Source organism: Streptomyces sp. NPDC044064, from assembly GCF_056434245.1.
Map to the genome: position 1 here is coordinate 15,791 of NZ_JBWKFN010000002.1, position 19,256 is coordinate 35,046.

General features: G+C 71.8%; 14 protein-coding genes and 2 pseudogenes. 10 read left to right on the plus strand and 6 right to left on the minus strand.

Translation table 11 applies throughout. The features are described 5' to 3' along the window. Nucleotides 1-280: 280 nt before the first annotated feature. Nucleotides 281-3,754: a DNRLRE domain-containing protein gene (locus AC07DS_RS03140; protein ID WP_479142182.1), complete on the plus strand. Its 3,474-nt coding sequence runs from the start codon at nucleotides 281-283 to the stop codon at nucleotides 3,752-3,754. Between the two features lie 4 nt (nucleotides 3,755-3,758). Here the strand turns inward: AC07DS_RS03140 and AC07DS_RS03145 are convergent, their stop codons facing one another. Next, entirely contained in the window at nucleotides 3,759-4,217 is a 459-nt protein-coding gene (locus tag AC07DS_RS03145; protein WP_479142183.1) for an RrF2 family transcriptional regulator, read from the minus strand. A gap of 75 nt (nucleotides 4,218-4,292) precedes the next feature. Here AC07DS_RS03145 and AC07DS_RS03150 point away from each other — a divergent pair, with 75 nt between their 5' ends. Next, nucleotides 4,293-7,262, plus strand: coding sequence for a glycoside hydrolase family 35 protein (locus AC07DS_RS03150; RefSeq protein ID WP_479142184.1), 2,970 nt, complete (start codon nucleotides 4,293-4,295; stop codon nucleotides 7,260-7,262). A 6-nt stretch (nucleotides 7,263-7,268) separates the two neighbouring features. On the opposite strand, the gene arfA is transcribed toward AC07DS_RS03150, so the two are convergent. After that, nucleotides 7,269-8,783 (minus strand): arabinosylfuranosidase ArfA, encoded by a 1,515-nt coding sequence (arfA, locus tag AC07DS_RS03155; protein WP_479142186.1) that lies wholly within the window; start codon nucleotides 8,781-8,783, stop codon nucleotides 7,269-7,271. A gap of 246 nt (nucleotides 8,784-9,029) precedes the next feature. Here arfA and AC07DS_RS03160 point away from each other — a divergent pair, with 246 nt between their 5' ends. Further along, complete coding sequence (locus tag AC07DS_RS03160; protein WP_479142188.1) at nucleotides 9,030-9,644, plus strand: toxin-antitoxin system, toxin component family protein; 615 nt, start codon at nucleotides 9,030-9,032, stop codon at nucleotides 9,642-9,644. Next, nucleotides 9,641-10,870: an MAB_1171c family putative transporter gene (locus AC07DS_RS03165; protein WP_479142189.1), complete on the plus strand. Its 1,230-nt coding sequence runs from the start codon at nucleotides 9,641-9,643 to the stop codon at nucleotides 10,868-10,870. The genes AC07DS_RS03160 and AC07DS_RS03165 overlap by 4 nt, the downstream gene beginning before the upstream one ends. Nucleotides 10,871-10,933: 63 nt before the next feature. On the opposite strand, the gene AC07DS_RS03170 is transcribed toward AC07DS_RS03165, so the two are convergent. Both AC07DS_RS03170 and AC07DS_RS03175 read right to left on the minus strand, forming a co-directional pair. Continuing rightward, nucleotides 10,934-11,779: an SMP-30/gluconolactonase/LRE family protein gene (locus AC07DS_RS03170; protein ID WP_479142190.1), complete on the minus strand. Its 846-nt coding sequence runs from the start codon at nucleotides 11,777-11,779 to the stop codon at nucleotides 10,934-10,936. Further along, entirely contained in the window at nucleotides 11,776-12,549 is a 774-nt protein-coding gene (locus AC07DS_RS03175) for an IclR family transcriptional regulator (protein ID WP_479142191.1), read from the minus strand. Before AC07DS_RS03175 ends, AC07DS_RS03170 begins: the two co-directional genes overlap by 4 nt. Nucleotides 12,550-12,679: 130 nt before the next feature. Between AC07DS_RS03175 and AC07DS_RS03180 the strand changes: the two genes are divergently transcribed. Then, nucleotides 12,680-13,237: a hypothetical protein gene (locus AC07DS_RS03180; RefSeq protein WP_479142193.1), complete on the plus strand. Its 558-nt coding sequence runs from the start codon at nucleotides 12,680-12,682 to the stop codon at nucleotides 13,235-13,237. A 16-nt stretch (nucleotides 13,238-13,253) separates the two neighbouring features. Here the strand turns inward: AC07DS_RS03180 and AC07DS_RS03185 are convergent. After that, nucleotides 13,254-13,463, minus strand: a pseudogene (locus tag AC07DS_RS03185) (SDR family NAD(P)-dependent oxidoreductase); the annotation flags it as partial. On the opposite strand from AC07DS_RS03185, the pseudogene AC07DS_RS03190 reads away from it, so the two are divergent. Then, nucleotides 13,462-13,611, plus strand: a pseudogene (locus AC07DS_RS03190) (LysR family transcriptional regulator); the annotation flags it as partial. The pseudogenes AC07DS_RS03185 and AC07DS_RS03190 sit on opposite strands and share 2 nt — an antisense overlap. Before the next feature lie 31 nt (nucleotides 13,612-13,642). Here AC07DS_RS03190 and AC07DS_RS03195 read toward each other — a convergent pair. Next, on the minus strand, nucleotides 13,643-14,518 hold the full coding sequence (locus AC07DS_RS03195; protein ID WP_479142195.1) for an ATP-grasp domain-containing protein: 876 nt from the start codon (nucleotides 14,516-14,518) through the stop codon (nucleotides 13,643-13,645). A gap of 138 nt (nucleotides 14,519-14,656) precedes the next feature. Between AC07DS_RS03195 and AC07DS_RS03200 the strand changes: the two genes are divergently transcribed. From AC07DS_RS03200 to AC07DS_RS03215, 4 genes are all read left to right on the plus strand, one after another. Further along, the gene (locus AC07DS_RS03200; RefSeq protein WP_479142197.1) at nucleotides 14,657-15,730 is read left to right on the plus strand and encodes a MerR family transcriptional regulator; all 1,074 of its coding nucleotides are present in this window, start codon (nucleotides 14,657-14,659) and stop codon (nucleotides 15,728-15,730) included. A 10-nt stretch (nucleotides 15,731-15,740) separates the two neighbouring features. Beyond that, the gene (locus AC07DS_RS03205; RefSeq protein WP_479142199.1) at nucleotides 15,741-16,346 is read left to right on the plus strand and encodes an O-methyltransferase; all 606 of its coding nucleotides are present in this window, start codon (nucleotides 15,741-15,743) and stop codon (nucleotides 16,344-16,346) included. A gap of 67 nt (nucleotides 16,347-16,413) precedes the next feature. Next, nucleotides 16,414-17,901 carry an acyl-CoA synthetase gene (locus tag AC07DS_RS03210; RefSeq protein ID WP_479142201.1) on the plus strand — a complete coding sequence of 496 codons (1,488 nt, stop codon included), beginning with the start codon at nucleotides 16,414-16,416 and terminating at the stop codon, nucleotides 17,899-17,901. Continuing rightward, nucleotides 17,894-19,255 (plus strand): carboxyl transferase domain-containing protein, encoded by a 1,362-nt coding sequence (locus AC07DS_RS03215; protein WP_479142203.1) that lies wholly within the window; start codon nucleotides 17,894-17,896, stop codon nucleotides 19,253-19,255. Before AC07DS_RS03210 ends, AC07DS_RS03215 begins: the two co-directional genes overlap by 8 nt. The last annotated feature ends 1 nt before the right edge of the window (nucleotide 19,256 follow it).

The window sequence follows — 19,256 nt, forward strand, 5'->3', positions numbered from 1 at the left end:
GATTGGTCGGACTCTTGAGAATTATTGGCCATAGCATTACGTGGATCTCTAAACAGGGCGTCAATTTCACTTGCATTGTTGACCTTTGCCCACTTTGCCTCTCGAGCGCAGCCCTCCCGTTTCGGGCGCCGGTCTGCGCGGCGTAGAAGGGTCGGCGCTCTCTCGACCCACCCGCCCAATTCATTCACAAGGTGACGACAGGTTCCCCATAGGTCATCATCGGCTCGCCCGGCCGCGCGCTGTCATGCGACGGCCCCGAGGGGGAAGGGGATCCCGGTCGATGACACCCAACTGGCGCCGCAGGCCCGGCCATCGGACCAGCGCTGTGCTGCTCGCGAGCCTGCTGGCCACGTCCGGCATCCTCTACGCGGGACTGCGACTGGACAGCGACGCGGCGCCCGCGGACGGTCATCACCTACGGCACACCGTGACCGTCAGCGAGAATGCGGCCCTCACACAGGCGAAACGGACGGGCAAGAACGTCGAGGTCACCACCGCCCGCACCGCTTCCTCCACCACCTGGGCCCGCCCCGACGGGCTCATGCAGAAGCGGCTCTACTCGTCCCCCATCCGCGCCAAGGTGGGTGGTGAGTGGAAGACGATCGACCCTGGGCTCCACCGCACCAAGGACGGGTGGGAGCCGAAGGCGACCAACACCCGCGTGATCTTCTCGGCCGGCTCCCGCGACGGCGGTGCACAGCACGCCGACCGCTCCACCGTCCACCGCGTCTCCCTCCTGCAGGGCGCGGCGGCTGACTCGGGAACACCGCTGGTCACCCTGCACGTTGGCGACCACGACGTCCAGCTCACGTGGCCGGGCAGCGTCCCCAGCCCGATCATCGACGGCAACCGCGCGCTGTACCCGGACATCTTTCCAGGTGGCGACCTCGTACTCACCGCCGATGACGACGGCTTCGCCCAGCTCGTCGTGCTGAAAAACCGTCAGGCCGCATCCGACCCGCATGTGCAGCAGCTGGCCTACGGACTGCACTCCGCAGACCTCACCTTCCGGCTCGACCCGGTCACCGACATCGTCAGCGCCGAAGACGCCTCCGGCGCCGAAGTCGCCATGTCGCCCACCCCGCTGATGTGGGACAGCAGCGGCACGCCGGCCGTGACAGACAGCGCCGTGGGCGCGAGCGCCCAGCCGACCGAGCCCGAGACGCCCGACCCGACGGACTCGGCCGGCTCCACCCCGAGCGACAGCCCCTCCCCCACTGCCGAAGACCCGGCCGAGTCCGACGAGCAGAGCGACACCGACGTCGAGACCCTGCCCCCCGCCAGTGACGGTCCGGAGCCTTCGGTGTCCGAATCCCCCTTGCCTTCCGCGCCTCCGGAACCGTCCCCGGCCCCCTCACAGACAGGCACGGCGGCCACGCTGAGCCTGGCGTCGCTGGACGGCCCGTCACCCGACTCGCGCGGAGCCCTGGTCGACGCAGACCTCTCCGCAGGGAACTGGACCCTCACCCCGGACCAGGACTTCCTGACCAACCCGGACACCACCTACCCCGTGTTCATCGACCCTTCGGTCAAGAAGCACATCCAGCACTGGACCACTGCATACAACCGCTTCCCCAAAGCCACGTTCTACGACGGCAAGGGCTTCAACAAGGGCGGCTCCCACGAAGCCCGCGTCGGCTTCGAGTCCGACACCTGGGGCACCTCCCGGTCCTACTTCAACATCGACTTCGACAAGGACCTCAAAGGCACCAAGATCACCAGTGCCAAGCTGCGCATGCTGGAGACCTACTCCTGGTCCTGCAGCGACCGTTCCATGAGCGTGCACCTGACCGGCGAGATCGACTCGCACACCAACTGGAGCAACGCACCCAAGCTCCATGACGGCAACAAACTGGCCACCAAGAGCTTCGCGCACGGCTGGAAGGCATCCGGCTGCCACGACGCGTACGAGGCCTTCGACGTAAAGCGCGGCGCGCAGGAGGCCGCCGACGACGGCGACGACACCATCACCTTCGGACTGCGCGCCCGCGACGAGAACTCCCAGTACGCGTGGAAGAAGTTCCAGGCCGACGGCGACAACGCCCCCGTGCTGGAGCTGATCTACAACCGCAGGCCCAGCATCGTCTCCGGCTCCCTCGATCTGGGACCGGATGCCAAATGCACCACGACCACGCCGTACCAGCGCATGGGCTCGGGTGACCTGACCTTCACGGCCAAGGCCACGGACAAGGACAAGAACCTCGACTACCTCGACTTCGACCTGTGGCCCATGGGCAAGTGGGACACCACCGGCGACCTGCTGAAATCGACCGGCCATGTCTCCGTCGGCCCCGACACCGGAACCGCGCTGAAGACCACTTCGAGGTTCTCCACCAGCAGCCTGACCAACGGCACCGTCTACTCCTGGCGTGTGCGGGCCTGGGACGACGCCAACAGTTCGTCCGCCTACGCTCCGGCCAAGACACCCTGCCGGTTCGTCCTCGACACCGCAGCCCCCAAGCCGCCCAAGGTCAGCTCCACCGACTTCCCGGACGCCGACGGCAGCGACAACGGCTTCGGCAACGACGGTGAGGACGCCACCTGGAGTGTCAAGAAGTTCGGCACTCCCGGGTCCTTCACCTTCCGCGCCCTCAACACCGACGTCGTGCGTTACGAGTACGGGTTCAACACCTCCAGCTACCCCTTCTCCGTCGCCCGGACGGCGGGCACCGCCACCTCCGTCAGCGCCACGATCAGCAACGCCAAGCCCCCGGCTGCCGGGCCCAACGTGCTCTTCGTCCGCACCGTCGACAGCGCCGGCAACCCCTCGGAGCCGACGAAGTACTACTTCTATGTGACCCCGAAGGACCAGGCCGACAAGGCCGGCGACTTCACCGGTGACGGCATGCCGGACCTTTTCGCGGTCACCGAAGCCGGCAACCTCGCCCTGTACCCGTCCGAGGCCGACAAGAACGACCTGACCAAGCCGACCGGCGACCTGGCCTACTCCATGCCCGGCGCCTACCGCGCCAACCCCGACAAGGACCCCAGCGGCGATGATCTGCCGCCGTTCGCGGGACTTCCCTCGGGTCACTTCAAAGGCGCCCTGATCACCCACAACGGCGACATCTACGGCGGCGACGGCCTCCAGGACCTCGTCGCACGCGTCGGCGGCAAACTCTGGGTCTACCCCGGAGACGGCTACGGCGCCGTCGACGCCGACAAGCGCCGTGAGATCCTCCTGCCCGACGGAGCCCCGAGCCCCGCCGACTTCACCCAGATCATCAGCGCCGGAGACGCCACCGGAGACGGCCGCACCGACTTCTTCGCCACCGTCAAGAACGGCACCGACGACGAACTGTGGGCCTTCACCGGCTACCACGGCGCCACCATCGATCAGGCGATCCGGCTCTCCGCCTCCGCCTGGAAGGACCGCGACCTCGTCACCGCCCAGGACATCAGCGGCGACGGCATCACCGACCTCCTCTACCGCAGCGACGTCTCCGGCCGGCTCCTGCTCCGCAAGGGCATCGCAGCCGACAGTGGCGGAGTGGACCTCACCTCCCTCGCTTCCGCAGCGAACTCCTCCGGGGGAGCCGACGGCGAGTACGCCGCTTCGGGCTGGCTCAGCAGCAGCGTCCCCCTCCTGATCGGCACACCGAGTGCCAACGGCGACACCATCCCCGACATCTGGGCCATCCGCTCCGACGGCTCCGTCCGCTTCTACGCGGGCGGCAAGAGCGCCCTCACCAGTTCCGGAACGGAGGTCATCGCGCCCAAGGACTACTGGCTGACCCGCATCGCCATCGGCTGAGTGGCTACGGGTTCTCCCAGGCCCCCGGCTCCGCCGCCAGCTCCCGTACCGGCTCGGGCAGCGCGTCCGCCGCGAGGTCGGCGATCGTGACGCCCTCCAGGATGCGGCGGACGTTGGCGCGGAGGGCGATCCAGAGCGGCAGGAGGGGCTGGGCGGTGCCCGTGTAGGACAGGTCCGTGGGGCGTTCTCCGCGTACCGACACGATCGGACCGTCCACCGCCCGGATGACGTCCGCCACAGTGACCGCGGCCGCGGCCCGGGCGAGCCGGTAGCCGCCGCCTCCGCCGCGTCGGCTGTCGACGATCCCGGCCCGCCGGAGATCGCCCAGGATGCCCTCCAGGAACTTGTGCGGAATGTCCTGTACAGCGGCGATTTCCTCGGCCTTCATCGGGGTGTCACCCTCCCGTACGGCCAGCTCCAGTACCGCCCGTACCGCGTAATCCGCCCGCGCCGAGATCCTCATAGGTCCATTGTGGGGCGTACCTCCATGGAGAATGGCCGGACCGCGCCCCCGTAAGATCGCCCGGGAGGATCCACCTTGGCGCTCAGCAGACGTACCTTCAGTGCCCTGGCCGGCTCGGCCGCGCTCGGCTTCGCCCTGGGCGGAAGCGGCGGCCCCGGGGCGCCCTCGGCGTACGCGGCGCGCAGCGTGCCGACCGGTCCGGCGCCCGCCCCGCCGCGCGCCGACGGGGAGCATCACACCATCGGGTACGACCACTACTCACTGCTGGTCGACGGCCGGCGGCTGGTCGTATGGTCCGGCGAGATGCATCCCTTCCGGCTGCCGAGCCCGTCCCTGTGGCGGGACGTGCTGCAGAAGATGCGGGCGCACGGGTACAACGCCGTGAGCATCTACGTGTCGTGGAACTACCACTCCCCCGCGCCCGGCAAGTACGACTTCTCCGGGGTCCGGGATCTCGACCTCTTCCTGCGGACGGCCGCCGAGACCGGGCTGTACGTCATCCTGCGGCCCGGCCCGTACATCAACGCCGAGATCGACGGCGGCGGCTTCCCTGGCTGGCTGACAGCGACCAAGGGCACGGCCCGCACCGCCGACCCGACCTATCTGTCGCACGTCGACGAGTGGCTGACCCAGGTGAACCGGATCGCCCGCCGGCACCTGTTCACCCAGGGCAAGGGCACGATCCTGCTCTACCAGATCGAGAACGAGTACGACTCCCACGTCACCGAGGCGACCGGCCGGGACTACATGTCCCACCTGTACAAGAAGGTCAGGCACGACGGGATCGACGTCCCGCTCTTCCACAACGACAAGGGCAGGAACGGCCACTGGGTCCCGGGCGCGTTCGACACGGGCGGGGAGAAGGGCGGCTGGCTGTACGGGTTCGACGGGTATCCGTCGCCGTCCCAGACGCCGCCCGACTGGGGCACCTTCGGGCCCGGCGGACCGACCGGCGGGGCCACCGCCTCGCCGCGCACGCCCGGGTTCATGCCCGAGTTCGGGGGCGGCTGGTTCGACCCGTGGGGCGGCTCCTGGTTCGACGGCAAGGGATACGCCGAGTCGCGGCGCACCCGGGACGCGGCCTACGAGCGCCGCTTCTACCTCACCAACCTCGCCAACGGCATCACCCTGCACAACGTGTACATGACGTTCGGCGGCACGTCGTGGGGCTGGCTGCCCGCACCGGTCGTCTACACGTCGTACGACTACGGGGCCGCGATCGACGAGGCGCGCAACGTCACCGACAAGATCGCCCCGATGCACCAGCTCGGGCATCTGCTGCAGCGCGTGCCCGACTTCGCCCGGCTGGACCGGGCGGCGGAGGTCAAGGCCGAGGGGCTGAAGGTCTACCACCTGTCCAACCCGGACACCGGCACCCATGTGTACGTGGCCCGCAACGACGGGACCGAGCAGGTCACCACCGACCTGCCCACCAACGCGGGGAACCTGAAGATCACCGTGCCCCCGCGCGATGCCCGCATGCTGACCACCGGACTCCGCCTGGGCCACCGGACACTGAAGTACTCCACCGCCCAGCCCATGCTGTGCGTGACGGCCGGGCGGCAGGACATCGCCGTGTTCGCCGGCCGCCGCGACGACATGGCGGACCTGGTCCTGAAGTGCCCGGAGGAACCGTTCGTCACCCGGCTCGACCCGGAGGGCGCCTGGGCGTACGACAGCAACGAACTGCACGTCAACGCGCCCCTCGGGCAGGGCGGTCTCACCCGGGTGCTGGTCGCCAAGGGCGAGAGCGACGTCCCGTTGCTGCTGCTCTTCGCCGACGACGCCACCGCCGTGCGCATCTTCCCGTTCGACACCCCGTCCGGCACCCTGCTGGTGTACGGCCCCTCGCTGCTGCGCCACGCCGAGGTGCGCGGTTCCGAGGTCCACCTGACGGGTGACGTCACCGGGGAGACCAGCGTGGAGGTGTGGGGGCCGCGCGGGATCACGAGCCTGGTGTGGAACGGGCGCAGGGTGCCGACCCGGATCACCATGTCCCAGAGCGTGATGACGACCGGGATGCTGCCCTCCGCGCCGGAGGTGGTGCTGCCCCGGCTGGGCCGCTGGCGGATGCGGACCGAGAACCCGGAGGCCGGACCCAGCTTCGACGACTCGTCGTGGAAGAAGGCGGACAGGACGTCTTCGTACAGCGTCACTCCGGTCCCGGACGGGCAGCCGGTGCTGTTCGCCGACGACTACGGCTTCCACTACGGGGACGTCTGGTACCGGGGCACGTTCAGCGACTCCTCGGCCGTCGAGGAGGTCTCGCTCGCCTACACCACGGGCACCCAGGGCCTGCTGATGGCGTGGCTGGACGGGGAGCCGCTGGGCACCCACCGGATGCCGGTGCCCGACAAGAACACCACGGTCAGGAAGGGTAGTTGGGACGCCACCGCCGCCTTCCCGGTGGACGAACGGCTGCGCTCGCCCGGCCGGCACGTGCTGTCGGTCCTGGTCCGGCGCATGCAGCACGACCAGGACGGCAAGGCGCTGGACACCCACAAGGCGGCCCGCGGCCTCACCGCCGCCCTCTTCAAGGGGGCATCGCCGAAGGTGGCCTGGCGGATCCAGGGCGAGGCGGCACCTGACCCGGTGCGCGGACCGCTGAACAACGGCGGCCTGTACGGCGAGCGCGAGGGCTGGCACCTGCCCGGCTTCCGCGACCGCGGCTGGAAGGCGGTCACCTTCCCGCGGGCCGAGCGGCGCCAGGGGGTGACCTGGTACCGGACCGGCTTCCGGCTGTCGGTGCCCGCCGACATCGACGCCTCGATCGGTCTGACCCTGCAGGACGACCCGTACCGGGCCTACCGGGCGCAGATCTTCCTCAACGGCTGGAACATGGGCCAGTACATCAACAACGTCGGCCCGCAGCACACCTTCGTCCTGCCCAACGGCATCCTGCGCACCCGGGGCTCCAACACCCTGGCGCTGGCGGTCCTCTCGGAGTTCACCACGCTGTCCGGCCCGGGGAACGTCCAGCTGACCCTGCTGGGCCGGGCGACCGGGGGGACACCGGTGACTCCGGTGCTCTCCCCCGGCCGCTGAGACCGCTCAGGCGAGCCTGATCACGTTCCAGGACAGGGGCTCCAGCACGGCGGTGAGGGTGCCGGCCCGCAGGGCGGTGCCCTCGACCGGGTGCGGGGTGACCCGGTCGGGGTCGTCCAGGGTGTTGCGGGCGTCAGGGTCGGCGTCCGCGAGCGCGCTGTGCTCGACGACGGAGGTCAGGTCGAGGCCGTTCAGGGCGACTTCGAGCGGGAGCGGCTCGCTGCGGCCGCGGTTCACGGCGAAGACGGTGACCGTGCCGTCGGCCGCGCGGACCGCGGTGGCGTGCAGCAGGTCCGTCTCGCCGTACTTGCGCGTCCCGTACGTCGGCGAGTCCACGCGGACGTCGAGGACCTCGCCGCGGCCGTGCCGGGAGGCCTGCGCGAACGGGAAGAACGTCGTCTGCCGCCAGGCCGGACCGCCCGGCTCGGTCATGATCGGCGCGATCACGTTGACCAGCTGCGCGAGACAGGCGACGGTGACGCGGTCGGCGTGCCGGAGCAGGGCGATGAGCAGGGAGCCGAGGACGACGGCGTCGGTGACGCTGTAGTTGTCCTCCAGCAGGCGGGGGGCCTCCGGCCAGCCGGTCCGGTCGATGGTCCTCGCGTACTCCTCCCAGCGCGAGAGGTACCAGACGTTCCACTCGTCGAAGGAGAGGTTGATCCTCTTCTTGGACTTGAGACGGGCGCCCACGTGGTCGGCCGTCGCCACCACGTTCTCGATGAAGGACTCCATGTCGACGGCGGAGGCGAGGAAGGAGTCCAGGTCGCCGTCGACCGGCTCGTAGTAGGCGTGCAGGGAGATGTGGTCGACCAGCTCGTACGTCTCCTGCAGGACGGTCGCCTCCCAGGCGGCGAAGGTGGGCATGGACTGGCTGGAGGAGCCGCAGACCACCAGTTCCACGGACGGGTCGATCCGGCGCATGGCCCGGGCCGTCTCGGCGGCGGCCCGGCCGTACTCCTCGGCCGTCTTGTGGCCGGTCTGCCAGGGGCCGTCCATCTCGTTGCCGAGGCACCAGAGCCTGATGCCGAAGGGGTCCTTGTCGCCGTGGGCCGCCCGGAGGTCGGAGAGCGCCGTGCCGCCGGAGTGGTTGGCGTACTCCTGGAGTTCGAGGGCCTCGGCGACCGAGCGGGTGCCCAGGTTGACGGCCATCATGGGTTCGGCCCGGGGGCCGAGCTTCCTCACGAACGCGATGTATTCGGAGAGGCCGAAGCGGTTGGTCTCGGTGGAGTGCCAGGCGAGGTCGAGGCGGCGGGGGCGGTCCTCCACCGGGCCGACGGAGTCCTCCCACTTGTAGCCGGAGACGAAGTTGCCGCCGGGGTAGCGGATCGTGGTCACTCCGAGTTCGCGCACCAGGTCGAGCACGTCGGTGCGCAGGCCTGCCTCGTCCGCCGTCGGGTGGTCCGGCTCGTGGATGCCTGTGTAGACACAGCGGCCGAGGTGTTCCACGAAGGAGCCGAAGAGGCGGGGGTTGACCTGGCCGACGGTGAAGGCGGGGTCGAGGGTGAATCGAGCGGGGTGCATGTGCGCCTTTCGGGGTCGGGTTGTCTGCGATTCACTGTTCGGGATATCGAATACCGACCGTGGCTTCGAACGGGACCGTAGAAGCGATGCGCCTGCGCGTCAATGGGCCGTACGCGGGCTTTCGTTCGTCACGGGAGCGGAGGTGGTCGTTCCGCGTTGAACGACGGTCGTCCGATCACCTGACGCGGACACATCCAGGCGCGTACGCTCGGACGAACCGCACACCGGCGGCGAGACGGGGGACCGATGACCATCGCGGGTGCGCGGCAGGGGGCGGCGCGGCTGGCCGCATGGCTGTGCGGCTCCCGTTCGGGCCCGGCGATGCGCACCCTGGCCGCCGGCCTCGCCACCGCCGTCCGCGCGCGGCCACAACCACCCGACGGTGTGCGCGAGTTGTGCCAGACGCTGTGCGAGGAGATGACCGTACGGCGGTCCGGACGGCCGGTGGAGCTGCGCTTCGAGCGCTTCCCGGACGAGATCGAAGTCACCGGCCTGTGGGTGGAGTTCCAGGACTTCGACCTGGTCATCGTGGAGGAACGGGCCGAAGCCCTGCAGCAACTGGTGATACTCGGCCACGAGTTGTGGCACCTGCACGCCGGACACCGGCACCACCACCTGGCCGGGGCCGCGGCGGCCCGCGCACTCGCGGGCGAGCACCGCTGGCGCGACATGGCCCTGACGGTCGCCGCCCGCAACGGCTCCCGCGAGGCGGACGAGGCCGAGGCCGACGACTTCGGCCACCGCCTGGCCACGCTGTTCCGGTCCTTTCTCAGCGGTCCGGGCACCAAGGCGCCGCTCGATCCCGTTCAGCGGGTCCAACGCTCCCTCGGCTATCGCGGTCGTGGAGGAGTCACGCGGTGACCGCGCTGGCGCTGGACCCCTCACGCCTCCTCGACGAGTTCTACATCTCCTTCTGGATCCCCACCGCGGTGCTCACCGCCGCCCTGGTGTTCAAGCTGCCCACGATCATCCGGTTATGGCGGGACCCGCTGCTGCGCGGGGTCGGCGGAGTGCTGCTGCTCGCATGTGCGGTCTTCGTGTTCTGCGCGCCGTCCACCATCGCCCGGGTCAACCGGCTGACCGGCGTGCCCAACATCTCCGCACCCTGGTGCTATTCACTCATCACCGCAATGTGCGGCTCCTGCCTGCTGCTGATCATCACCTGGCGCAACGGCCCGTCCGACCGCTCGGCCGCCACCCGGCGTGCGGTGCGCTGGGTGATCTCGGTGTACTCCGGGGTGATCGTCGCGTTGTGGGTGCTGTTCCTGCTCGCCGACGTGCCCGAGGAGCGGCTGCGGGACCTGGACACGTACTACGCCACCACCCCGTTCATGCGCGAGGAGATCCTGCTCTACCTGGTGGCGCACGCCGTCGCCGTCCTGATCACGTCCCAGCAGATCTGGAACTGGGTGCGCGCCGAGGGACTGGACGGCTGGCTGCGCTGGGGCCTGAAGCTCCTGGGCGTCGGCTACGTCCTCAACCTCATCTTCAACGTGTCCAAGCTGACTGCCGTCTTCGCACGCTGGTGGGGTCAGGACCTGGACTGGCTGAGCACCAATCTCGCCCCACCGGTCGCCTCACTGTCCGCCATCCTCGTCGCGGTCGGCTTCGTCCTGCCGCACGCCGGCCAATACCTGCACGACCGCTGGCGGGTGCGGCTCGCCCACCGCGAACTGCGGCCGCTGTACCGGCTGATGCGGTCCGTGAGCGGGGGAGGCGTGCCGTTCGTGCTGCGAGCCACGCCCGAGCTGCGGCTGACCCGGCGCGAGACGTTCATCCGGGATGTTCTGCTGTCGCTGGCCCGGCACATCGACACCGGCCTGGGCAGGCGGTCGTACGACGCCGCCCTCGGCCTCGGGCACCCGCCCGAGCGGGCTCGGGCACTGGCGGCCGCGGTGGGCATCCTCGACGCGATCCAGGCGAAGGGCCGTGCCCCCGAGCCGGCCGACGCGGCCGCCGGGCCCGACACCACGAGCCTGCTCCGGGAGATCGGGGTCGTCTCCCGGATCCTCCGCCACAGCCACGAGATCGAGGCGGTCCGCGCGCGTGCGGCCGTCCCGGCCAGGAGCGTTGCCGTACACGACTGAACGCAGACCGCCCACGTCGGCACCAACGCCTGACGCGTCCTCAGCCGCGGGGCGGCAGCGGCGTCAGCCCTCGAACGCCGGTTGGGGCAGGCCCTCGCCCGCGCCCTGAATCACCAGTACCGAGCCCGACATCGGGTGCGGTGCCGACAGTCCCGTGCGCGCTGTCGTGATGTACAGGTCGGTCAGGTCCGGGCCGCCGAACGTGCAGGCCGTCGTACGCGGGGTGGGCAGGGTGAGTACACGGTCCAGGTCGCCGGACGGCGTGTAGCGGCGGACCGCTCCCCCGTCCCAGAGCGCCACCCACACGCAGCCCTCCGCGTCGACCGTCAGGCCGTCGGGGAAGCCGGCGCCCTGCTCGATCTCGACCAGCGTGCGCCGGTTGCGGATGCCCTCGGTGTCGTGGTCGAAGACGTCCACGCGCCGGGTCGGGGTGTCGGCGTAGTACATGAGGCGGCCGTCCGGGCTCCAGCCGGTGCCGTTGCTGACGGTGACGCCGGGGAGGGCGAGCCGTGTCTCCCCGGCGCCGGTGAGGCGGGACAGCGTGCCGCCCCCCGTCGCCTCGTCGTAGCGCATCGTGCCCGCCCACAGGGACCCGTCGGGAGCGACGGCCGCGTCGTTCGCGCGGCGGCCGGGGACCGGCTCGTGGTGGAGCCAGCGGAAGGTGTCGTCGGGGTCGAGGAGCCCGACGCCGTCGCGCAGGTTCAGCGCCAGGCCGCCGCCCGCGCGGGGTTTCGCCGCTCCGACGTGCTGTTCCGTCGTACGGATCGTGCGGCGGCCGGAGGAGGGGTCGTAGGTGTGGACACGCATGCCCAGGACGTCGACCCAGATGAGACGGCCCGTTGCCGGGTCCCAGGTGGGGCCCTCGCCGAGCGCCGCCTCCGCCCGCACGGCGACCTCGTACGACGTCACGCCACGCCCCGGTGGCCGAGCCGCTCCGACAGCTCCGCCGCGCCCTTCACGACCAGCTCCTCCAGCTCGGCCATCCGCTCGTCGCTCCAGCGGATCATGGGGACCGAGACGGAGAGGGCGGCGACCACGTGGCCCGTGCGGTCACGCACGGGGGCGGCCACGCACGACACGTCCGGGTTGGACTCGCGGCTCTCCACCGCGATGCCCCGCTGCCGGATCTCCGCAAGGGCCTCGCGCAGCGCGGCCGGATCGGTGATGCTGTTGGGCGTCATCGCGGTCAGCTCGGCGCCGTCCGGGATCCGCGCCGCCAGCTCCTGCTCCGGCAGCGAGGCCAGCAGCATCTTGCCGACGGAGGTGCAGTGGGCGGGCAGCCGGCGGCCGGCGGCCGAGACCATGCGCACGGCGTGCGTGGAATCGACCTTGGCGATGTAGATCACGTCGGTGCCCTCGAGGATGGCCACGTGGACCGTCTCGTCGCAGGTCTCCGCGACCGAGCGGGCCACCTGCTGGCCCTCGGCCGCGAGGTCGAGCTGCTCGGCGTAGCGGCTGCCGAGCTGGTACGGGCGTACGCCGAGCCGGTACCGTCCGGGCTGTCCCGGCACCTGCACGATGTACGAGCGTGCGGCGAGCGTGGTGACCAGCTCGTGCACGGTGGTGCGCGGCAGCTGCAGCTTGCGCACGATGTCGGGGGCGGAGAGCGTCCCGTCCCCGTCCAGGAACAGCTCAAGAATGTCGAGAGCCCGGGTTACGGCAGGCACGAGGCGTCCCACGTCCGGCCCCCTCCCTTGGGTCTAAGCGCCTATGTTCGAGATTTCAACAGGCGATCGGCATGACGAACATAGGCTAGTCATCGCCGGGTGCGTGGGCAATGGCCGGGAACGAGCCGGGCACCATGGGTCCATGCAACTCGACTTCCAGCTGGTGCTGCTGCGCCGCATGGCGGACCACAACCCGGACCTGGTCGAGGACGCCCGGCGCACGCTCGGCGCGTCGCTCGCGGACATGCGGGAGACCAACAAGCGGTGGCAGGCGATGGTCCGGTCGCCGAGGTCGCGGTCCGCGGCCGCCCGGTACCGCTCGGTCCTCGGGGAGCCCGAGGCCGTCGTCCGGCGCCGCCTCGGTGACGTCGACTGCGAGGCCCGGCAGTGGGCGCTGCCCCTCTGGCCCGGTCTGCGCTTCGAGGTGCTGGTCTCCCCCGACGGTGCGGTCTGGAACGAGTGGCTGGTACGCGCGCCGGGCGCCCCGGCCCCGGCACTGCGCACCCTGGACGACCTCGCCCCGTGGTCCTGCACGGTGGACGAGGCCGCCCGCGCCTTCGCCCCCGCCCGCCCGCTGGAGGGCACGGCCCCCACCCGCTGGGGGCTGGCCTTCACCGCCCCGGACCGGGACGGCGTACCGCACGAGGTCGTCGCCGAGTTCACCTGGGGTCTGCTCCAGCGGACCGCGATCCGCACGTAGCGGGTCCCCGGGGGACCTACGCGTCGAAGGCCGTCGCCCTGGCCTGCTTCTCCCAGGCCGTGACGTCTTCGCGGACCTGGTCGAGGTGGGTCAGGACGGCGCTCACCCCGTCGTCGCCGAGCGGCAGCCGCAGCGGGGTCCGCTCCGCCTCCAGCGCGGCCAGAATGAGGGCCGCCGCCTTGGCCGGGTCACCGGGCTGCGTACCGTCGCCGCCCGCGACGAACCCGCTGATCACCCTGGGCGGCGTCACCACCCGCCCGGTCCGGGGCATCGGCCCCAGCCGCTACGCCCTGGCCTGGCGCCGCGAGGACGGGGGACGACCCCTGGTCCGGGCGTACGCCGAGGCCTGCCGGGCCACGGTCGGGTCTGCGTAGGCCGCCCGGGGCCCGGTGCGCCGAACGGCCCCTAGGCCATCGCGGCCGCCGCCAGGATCGCTTCCGTGACGCGGGCCAGCGAGGCCGGGTGCAGGAACAGGAACAGGTTGGGCTCGACCAGCTCCAGCTCCATGACTCGCGGCTGCCCGTCCTCCCCGTCCACGAGGTCCACGCGCGCGTACAGCAGCCCCGGTGCGCCGGGTACGGCCGTCAACGCCTTCTCGGCCACGGCGAGTTCCTCGTCCGTGGGCTGCCAGGGCTCCAGATCGGGGTGGGCGACCTTGTCGGCGTCGTACGGGGTGCCGGAGGACAGGACGGCGCCCTTGCGGCTGGCGTGCAGGAGGCCGCCGCCGAAGAACTGCAGCGCCCGCTCCCCGCTGACGTCGATGTTCCGCACATACGGCTGCACCATCGCGGTGAAGCCCTCCGCGTGCATCCGCGCCAGCTGTCGTACGGCCGTCTCGTGCTCGGCGGGGGTGTAGCGGGCGGCGAACCGGGCCCCCGCGCCGGAGGTCGGCTTGATCACGTACTCGTGGCCGGCGGGCAGGTCGGCGGGCTCGCCGGGAGCGATGTAGCGCGTGGGCACGGTCGGCACACCGGCCGCCGCCAGCTCGCCGAGGTAGCGCTTGTCGGAGTTCCAGCGCACCACGGCGGGCGGATTGGCCAGACGCGTCACGGCGCCGACCCGCTCCACCCACGCCCCGAACTCCTCGGCGCGCCAGCTGTAGTCCCAGGTCGACCGGATGACGACCAGGTCGTAGGCGCCCCAGTCGGCGTCCGGGTCGTCCCAGTGCCGGGCCTCCGCCTCGGCCCCGGCGTCCGTCAGCGCCCGCACCAGCACCGGCAGGTCGCTGTCCTTGGTCGGCTCGGCTCCGGGGTCGTAGGTGGCGAGCGCTATTCGGGGCACGGCGGGCTCCCTGTCGTGCGACGGTTCGATCGGCTGTGAGGCTAACAAGCGGCGGTGGAACCACGACAGCGCATTTGACCTTCACCTTTGGTGAAGCCCCAGCATCGGTGGTGGAAGACGGGGAACGCGAGGAGCCTCATGGAACTGCTGACGATCGGTGCCTTCGCCAGGGCGAGCCGGCTGTCGCCCAAGGCGCTGCGGCTGTACGACCAGCTGGAGTTGCTGCGGCCGGCCCGGGTCGACCCCGGCACCGGGTACCGGTACTACGCCGCCGGGCAGCTTCGGCAGGCCCGGCTCGTGGCCTGGCTGCGGCGGCTGGGCATGCCGCTGGCCGAGATCCGCGCCGTGTGCGCGCTGGACCCGCCGGATGCCGCGGCGGAGATCCGGGCGTACTGGGCGCGGGTCGAGGCGGAGACGGCCGCACGGCGGGATCTCGCCGCGTTCCTCGTCGACCAGCTGACCGGTGAATCGAGAAGGGATCACACCACCATGCTGGAACTGCGTTATTCCGCCCACTCCGACCGTGGGCAGGTCCGCCCGGCCAACCAGGACACGGTGTACGCGGGCCGCAGGCTGCTCGCCGTGGCCGACGGGTTCGGGCCGGCGGGGGCTACCGCGAGCGGCGCGGCCGTGGAGGCTCTCAGGTTCCTGGACGAGGGCGAGGAGCCGACGGCGGGGAGTGTGCTGAACCTGCTGGACGACGCGGTGCGCTCCGCCGGTGAGGCCGTCCAGGACCTGGCGGGCGAAGGCGAGGACGTCGGCACCACGCTGACCGCACTGCTGTGGACCGGAACGAAGCTGGCGCTCGTGCACATCGGGGACTCACGGGCCTATCTGCTGCGGGACGGGGAACTGTTCCGCATCACCCACGACCACAGTGTCGTGCAGTCCCTGATCGACGAGGGACGCCTGACGCCGGAGGAGGCGGAGAGCCATCCGCAGCGGGCTCTGCTGCTGAAGGCTCTCGGCATCGGTGCGGCGCCGGATCCGGACCTGCGGCTGCGGGAGGCTCGCGCCGGTGACCGGTACCTGTTGTGCTCCGACGGGTTGACCGGCGTTGTCCCCGACTCCCGGATCAAGGAGCTGCTCGCTCTCGAGGATGCCGTTCCCGCGCTGATCGCGGAGGCCAATGCGGCCGGCGGCCCCGACAACGTGAGCTGTGTCGTCGCTGATGTCGTTCAGCCCACCCGGCCACCCGTGTCCGTCGGGTAGAAGTGGCTGTATGGCGATTCTCGGCACTGACGCGTACACCGGCACGGACGACGTCCCGCCCCTGGTGCAACGCGCCCTGACCGCCGCCCGGGCCTCCGGCTTCCCCCACTCCTGCCGCCCCGAACAGGGCCGTCTGCTGCACGCCCTGGCGGGCGGTGCCCGGGCCCGGATCGGGGAGACGGGGACGGGGCTGGGCGTCGGCCTGGCCTGGCTGGCCTCGGGGGCGGGGCCCGGCGTGCGGCTGTACAGCGTGGAGCGGGACCCGCAGCGGGCGCGATCGGCGGCCGAGGCCTTCGCCGGCCGCCCCGGCGTCCGTGTGCTGAGCGGCGACTGGCGGCGCATCGAGGAGCACGCCCCCTTCGACCTCCTCGTGCTCGACGGCGGCGGGCAGGGCAAGGTGCCCGGGGACGCGCCCGCCGACGTCGAGCGGCTGCTCGCGCCGGGCGGGACGGTCGTCGTCGACGACTTCACCCCGGCGACCGGTTGGCCACCGCTGCACGAGGGCGGGCCCGACCTCGCCCGGCTGCACTGGCTGGAGCATCCCGCCCTCCGCGCGACGGAACTGCGGCTCGCACCCGACCTGAGCACGGTCGTGGGGACGAGACTCCTGGTGTAGGAAGGGTGCCGAGAGCTTTTCCGAGAGCCTTTCCGCGAGCTTTTCCGACAGCCAAGGAGTGCGCCGCGTGTCCTCCCTCTTTCCCGCCCTGGCGGACGGTCCCGGCGAGCGAAGCGAGATGGGGGTCCCCCCGGACGAAGTCTGGGGGAGGGTCGCCCTGCGGTTCGGCGAACGGTCGTTGACGTACGGCGGGCTCGCGGGCGCGGCGGGCGCGCTCGCCACGCGGATCCGCGGCGCAGGCCGGGTGGCCGTGTGGGCGACCCCGGAGCTGGAGACCGCCGTGGCGGTGACGGGCGCACTGCTCGCCGGGGTGGCCGCGGTACCGCTCAACCCCAAGTCGGGCGAGAAGGAGCTGGCGCACATCGTGCACGACAGCGCGCCGGACCTGATCCTGGCGGCGCCGGGCGCGGAACTTCCGGAAGTACTGGCGGAGTTGGCCCGGCTCGACGTGGACGCGTCCGAGGCGGGCACCGTCCCGGAGGAGGGGGCCTCGGCCGGTGACCCGGCGCTGGTCGTCTACACCTCCGGCACCACCGGCCCGCCCAAGGGTGCGGTCATTCCGCGCCGGGCGCTCGCCGCGACCCTGGACGCGCTCGCCGACGCCTGGCAGTGGACCGGGGACGACGTACTGGTGCACGGGCTGCCCCTGTTCCATGTGCACGGGCTCGTGCTGGGCGTCCTCGGCCCGCTGCGGCGCGGCGGCTCGGTGCGGCACCTCGGGCGGTTCGGCACCGAGGGCGTGGCCCGGGAGCTGAACGCCGGCGCGACCATGCTGTTCGGGGTGCCGACGATGTACCACCGCATCGCCGAGGCCCTTCCCGACGACCCGGAGCTGGCCAAGGCCCTGGCCGGGGCCCGGCTGCTGGTCTCCGGCTCGGCCGCGCTGCCCGTGCACGACCACGAGCGGATCGCGGCCGCGACCGGCCGGCGGGTGATCGAGCGCTACGGCATGACGGAGACCCTGATGAACACCAGCGTGCGGGCCGACGGGGAGGCCCGTGCGGGGACCGTCGGTGTGCCGCTGCCCGGGGTCGAGCTGCGGCTGGTGGAGGAGGACGGCACGGAGGTGGCCGCGCTGGACGGGGAGACCGTCGGCGAGATCCAGGTGCGCGGCCCGAACCTGTTCACCGAGTACCTCAACCGGCCCGACGCGACCGCCGCCGCCTTCACCGCCGACGGCTGGTTCCGCACCGGCGACATGGCGGTGCGGGAGAGCGACGGATACGTCCGGATCGTCGGCCGCAAGGCCACCGACCTGATCAAGAGCGGCGGCTACAAGATCGGGGCGGGCGAGATCGAGAACGCGCTGCTGGAGCATCCGGGGGTGCGGGAGGCCGCGGTCACCGGGGAGCCGGACGCGGACCTGGGCGAGCGGATCGTGGCGTGGATCGTCCCGGCGGACCCGCAGGCACCGCCCGCCGCCGAGGAGTTGGCCGGACATGTGGCCGGCCGGCTGGCGCCGCACAAGCGGCCGCGCGTGGTCCACTACCTGGACGCGCTCCCCCGCAACGACATGGGGAAGATCATGAAGCGGGCGCTGGTGGCCGATGCCTGAGCGGCTGTCGGCGCGGGAGATCCTGGCCCTGGTCGCGGACGAGGCGGCCTTCGCTGAACTCCCCGGTCTGATAAGGGCACCGCAGGCGGACGGCCCGCTCGGCTGGGAGGGCTACGACGCCTCGCGCGCCCGTGCCGCCGGGCGCACCGGCGAGGAGGAGTCCGTCGTCTGCGGCACCGCGAGCGTCGGGGGTACCCGGGCCGTGCTGATCGCGTTCGAGTTCGGCTTCCTCGGCGGTTCCCTGGGCGAACGCACCGGCGACCGCCTGGAGGCGGCCTACCACCACGCCCGCGCCCACCGGCTCCCGGTCGTGCCACTGGTCGCCACCGGCGGCAGCCGGATGCAGGAGGGCATGCTGGCGCTCACCCAGCTGCAGCGCGTGGCCCGCGAGTCGGTGCTCACCCGGGAGGCGGGCCTGCCGCAGATCGCGGTGCTGCGGGACCCCACGACCGGCGGCGGCTGGGCCACCCTCGGCGCCGGAGCCGATGTGATCCTGGCGCTCCCGGGCGCCCAGGTGGGCTTCGCGGGCTCCCGGGTCCGGCCCCCGGACGCGGACCCGGCCGCCTACACGGCCGAGGCACAGGTGGCGGTCGGGTCGGCGGACGCGGTGGTACGCCCCGAGGAGCTGCGCGAGACGCTGGGGCGCTGGCTGCGGCTGCTCACCACCCCGGCGGCGGAGGCCCCGGCCCCCCGGGCCCTCGGCGCCCCGGACCTCCCGGCCACCGGCTGGGAGGCCGTCCGCCGCACCCGCTCCCCCGAACGCCCGCGCGCACAGGCCTACTTGGACGCGTATTTCACCCACCGGGTCTCGCTCGGCGGCGACCGCTGCGGCGGTACGGATCCCGACGGCATGCTGTGCGGGTTCGGCGAGCGGGACGGCCGCACCGTGGCGTACGCCGCGCAGACCGGGGCGGCCACCCGGCCCGCCGGATACCGCACCGCGGCCCGGCTGATCCGGCTCGCGGACCGGCTCGACATCCCGGTGCTGACGCTGGTGGACACACCGGGTGCGGCCAACGACGCCGAGGCGGAGCGACAGGGCGCCGGGGCCGCGATCGCCGGCGTGTTCGAGGCGGTGGCCGCCGCCCGGGTTCCGGTCACCACCCTCGTGATCGGCGAGGGCGGCTCCGGCGGGGCGCTCGCACTGGCCGCTCCCGGCAACACCTGGGCCACGCCGGACAGTTACTTCTCGGTGATCGCCCCGGAACTCGCCGCGGCGATCCTCAAGCGCCCGCCCGGGGAGGTGGAGGCGACCGCGGCGCAGCTGCGCATCCGGCCCCAGGACCTGGTGGAGCTGGGGGTGGTCCGCGGCATCGTCGACATCACCGACACCGCGGACCGCCCCCGGCCCTGAG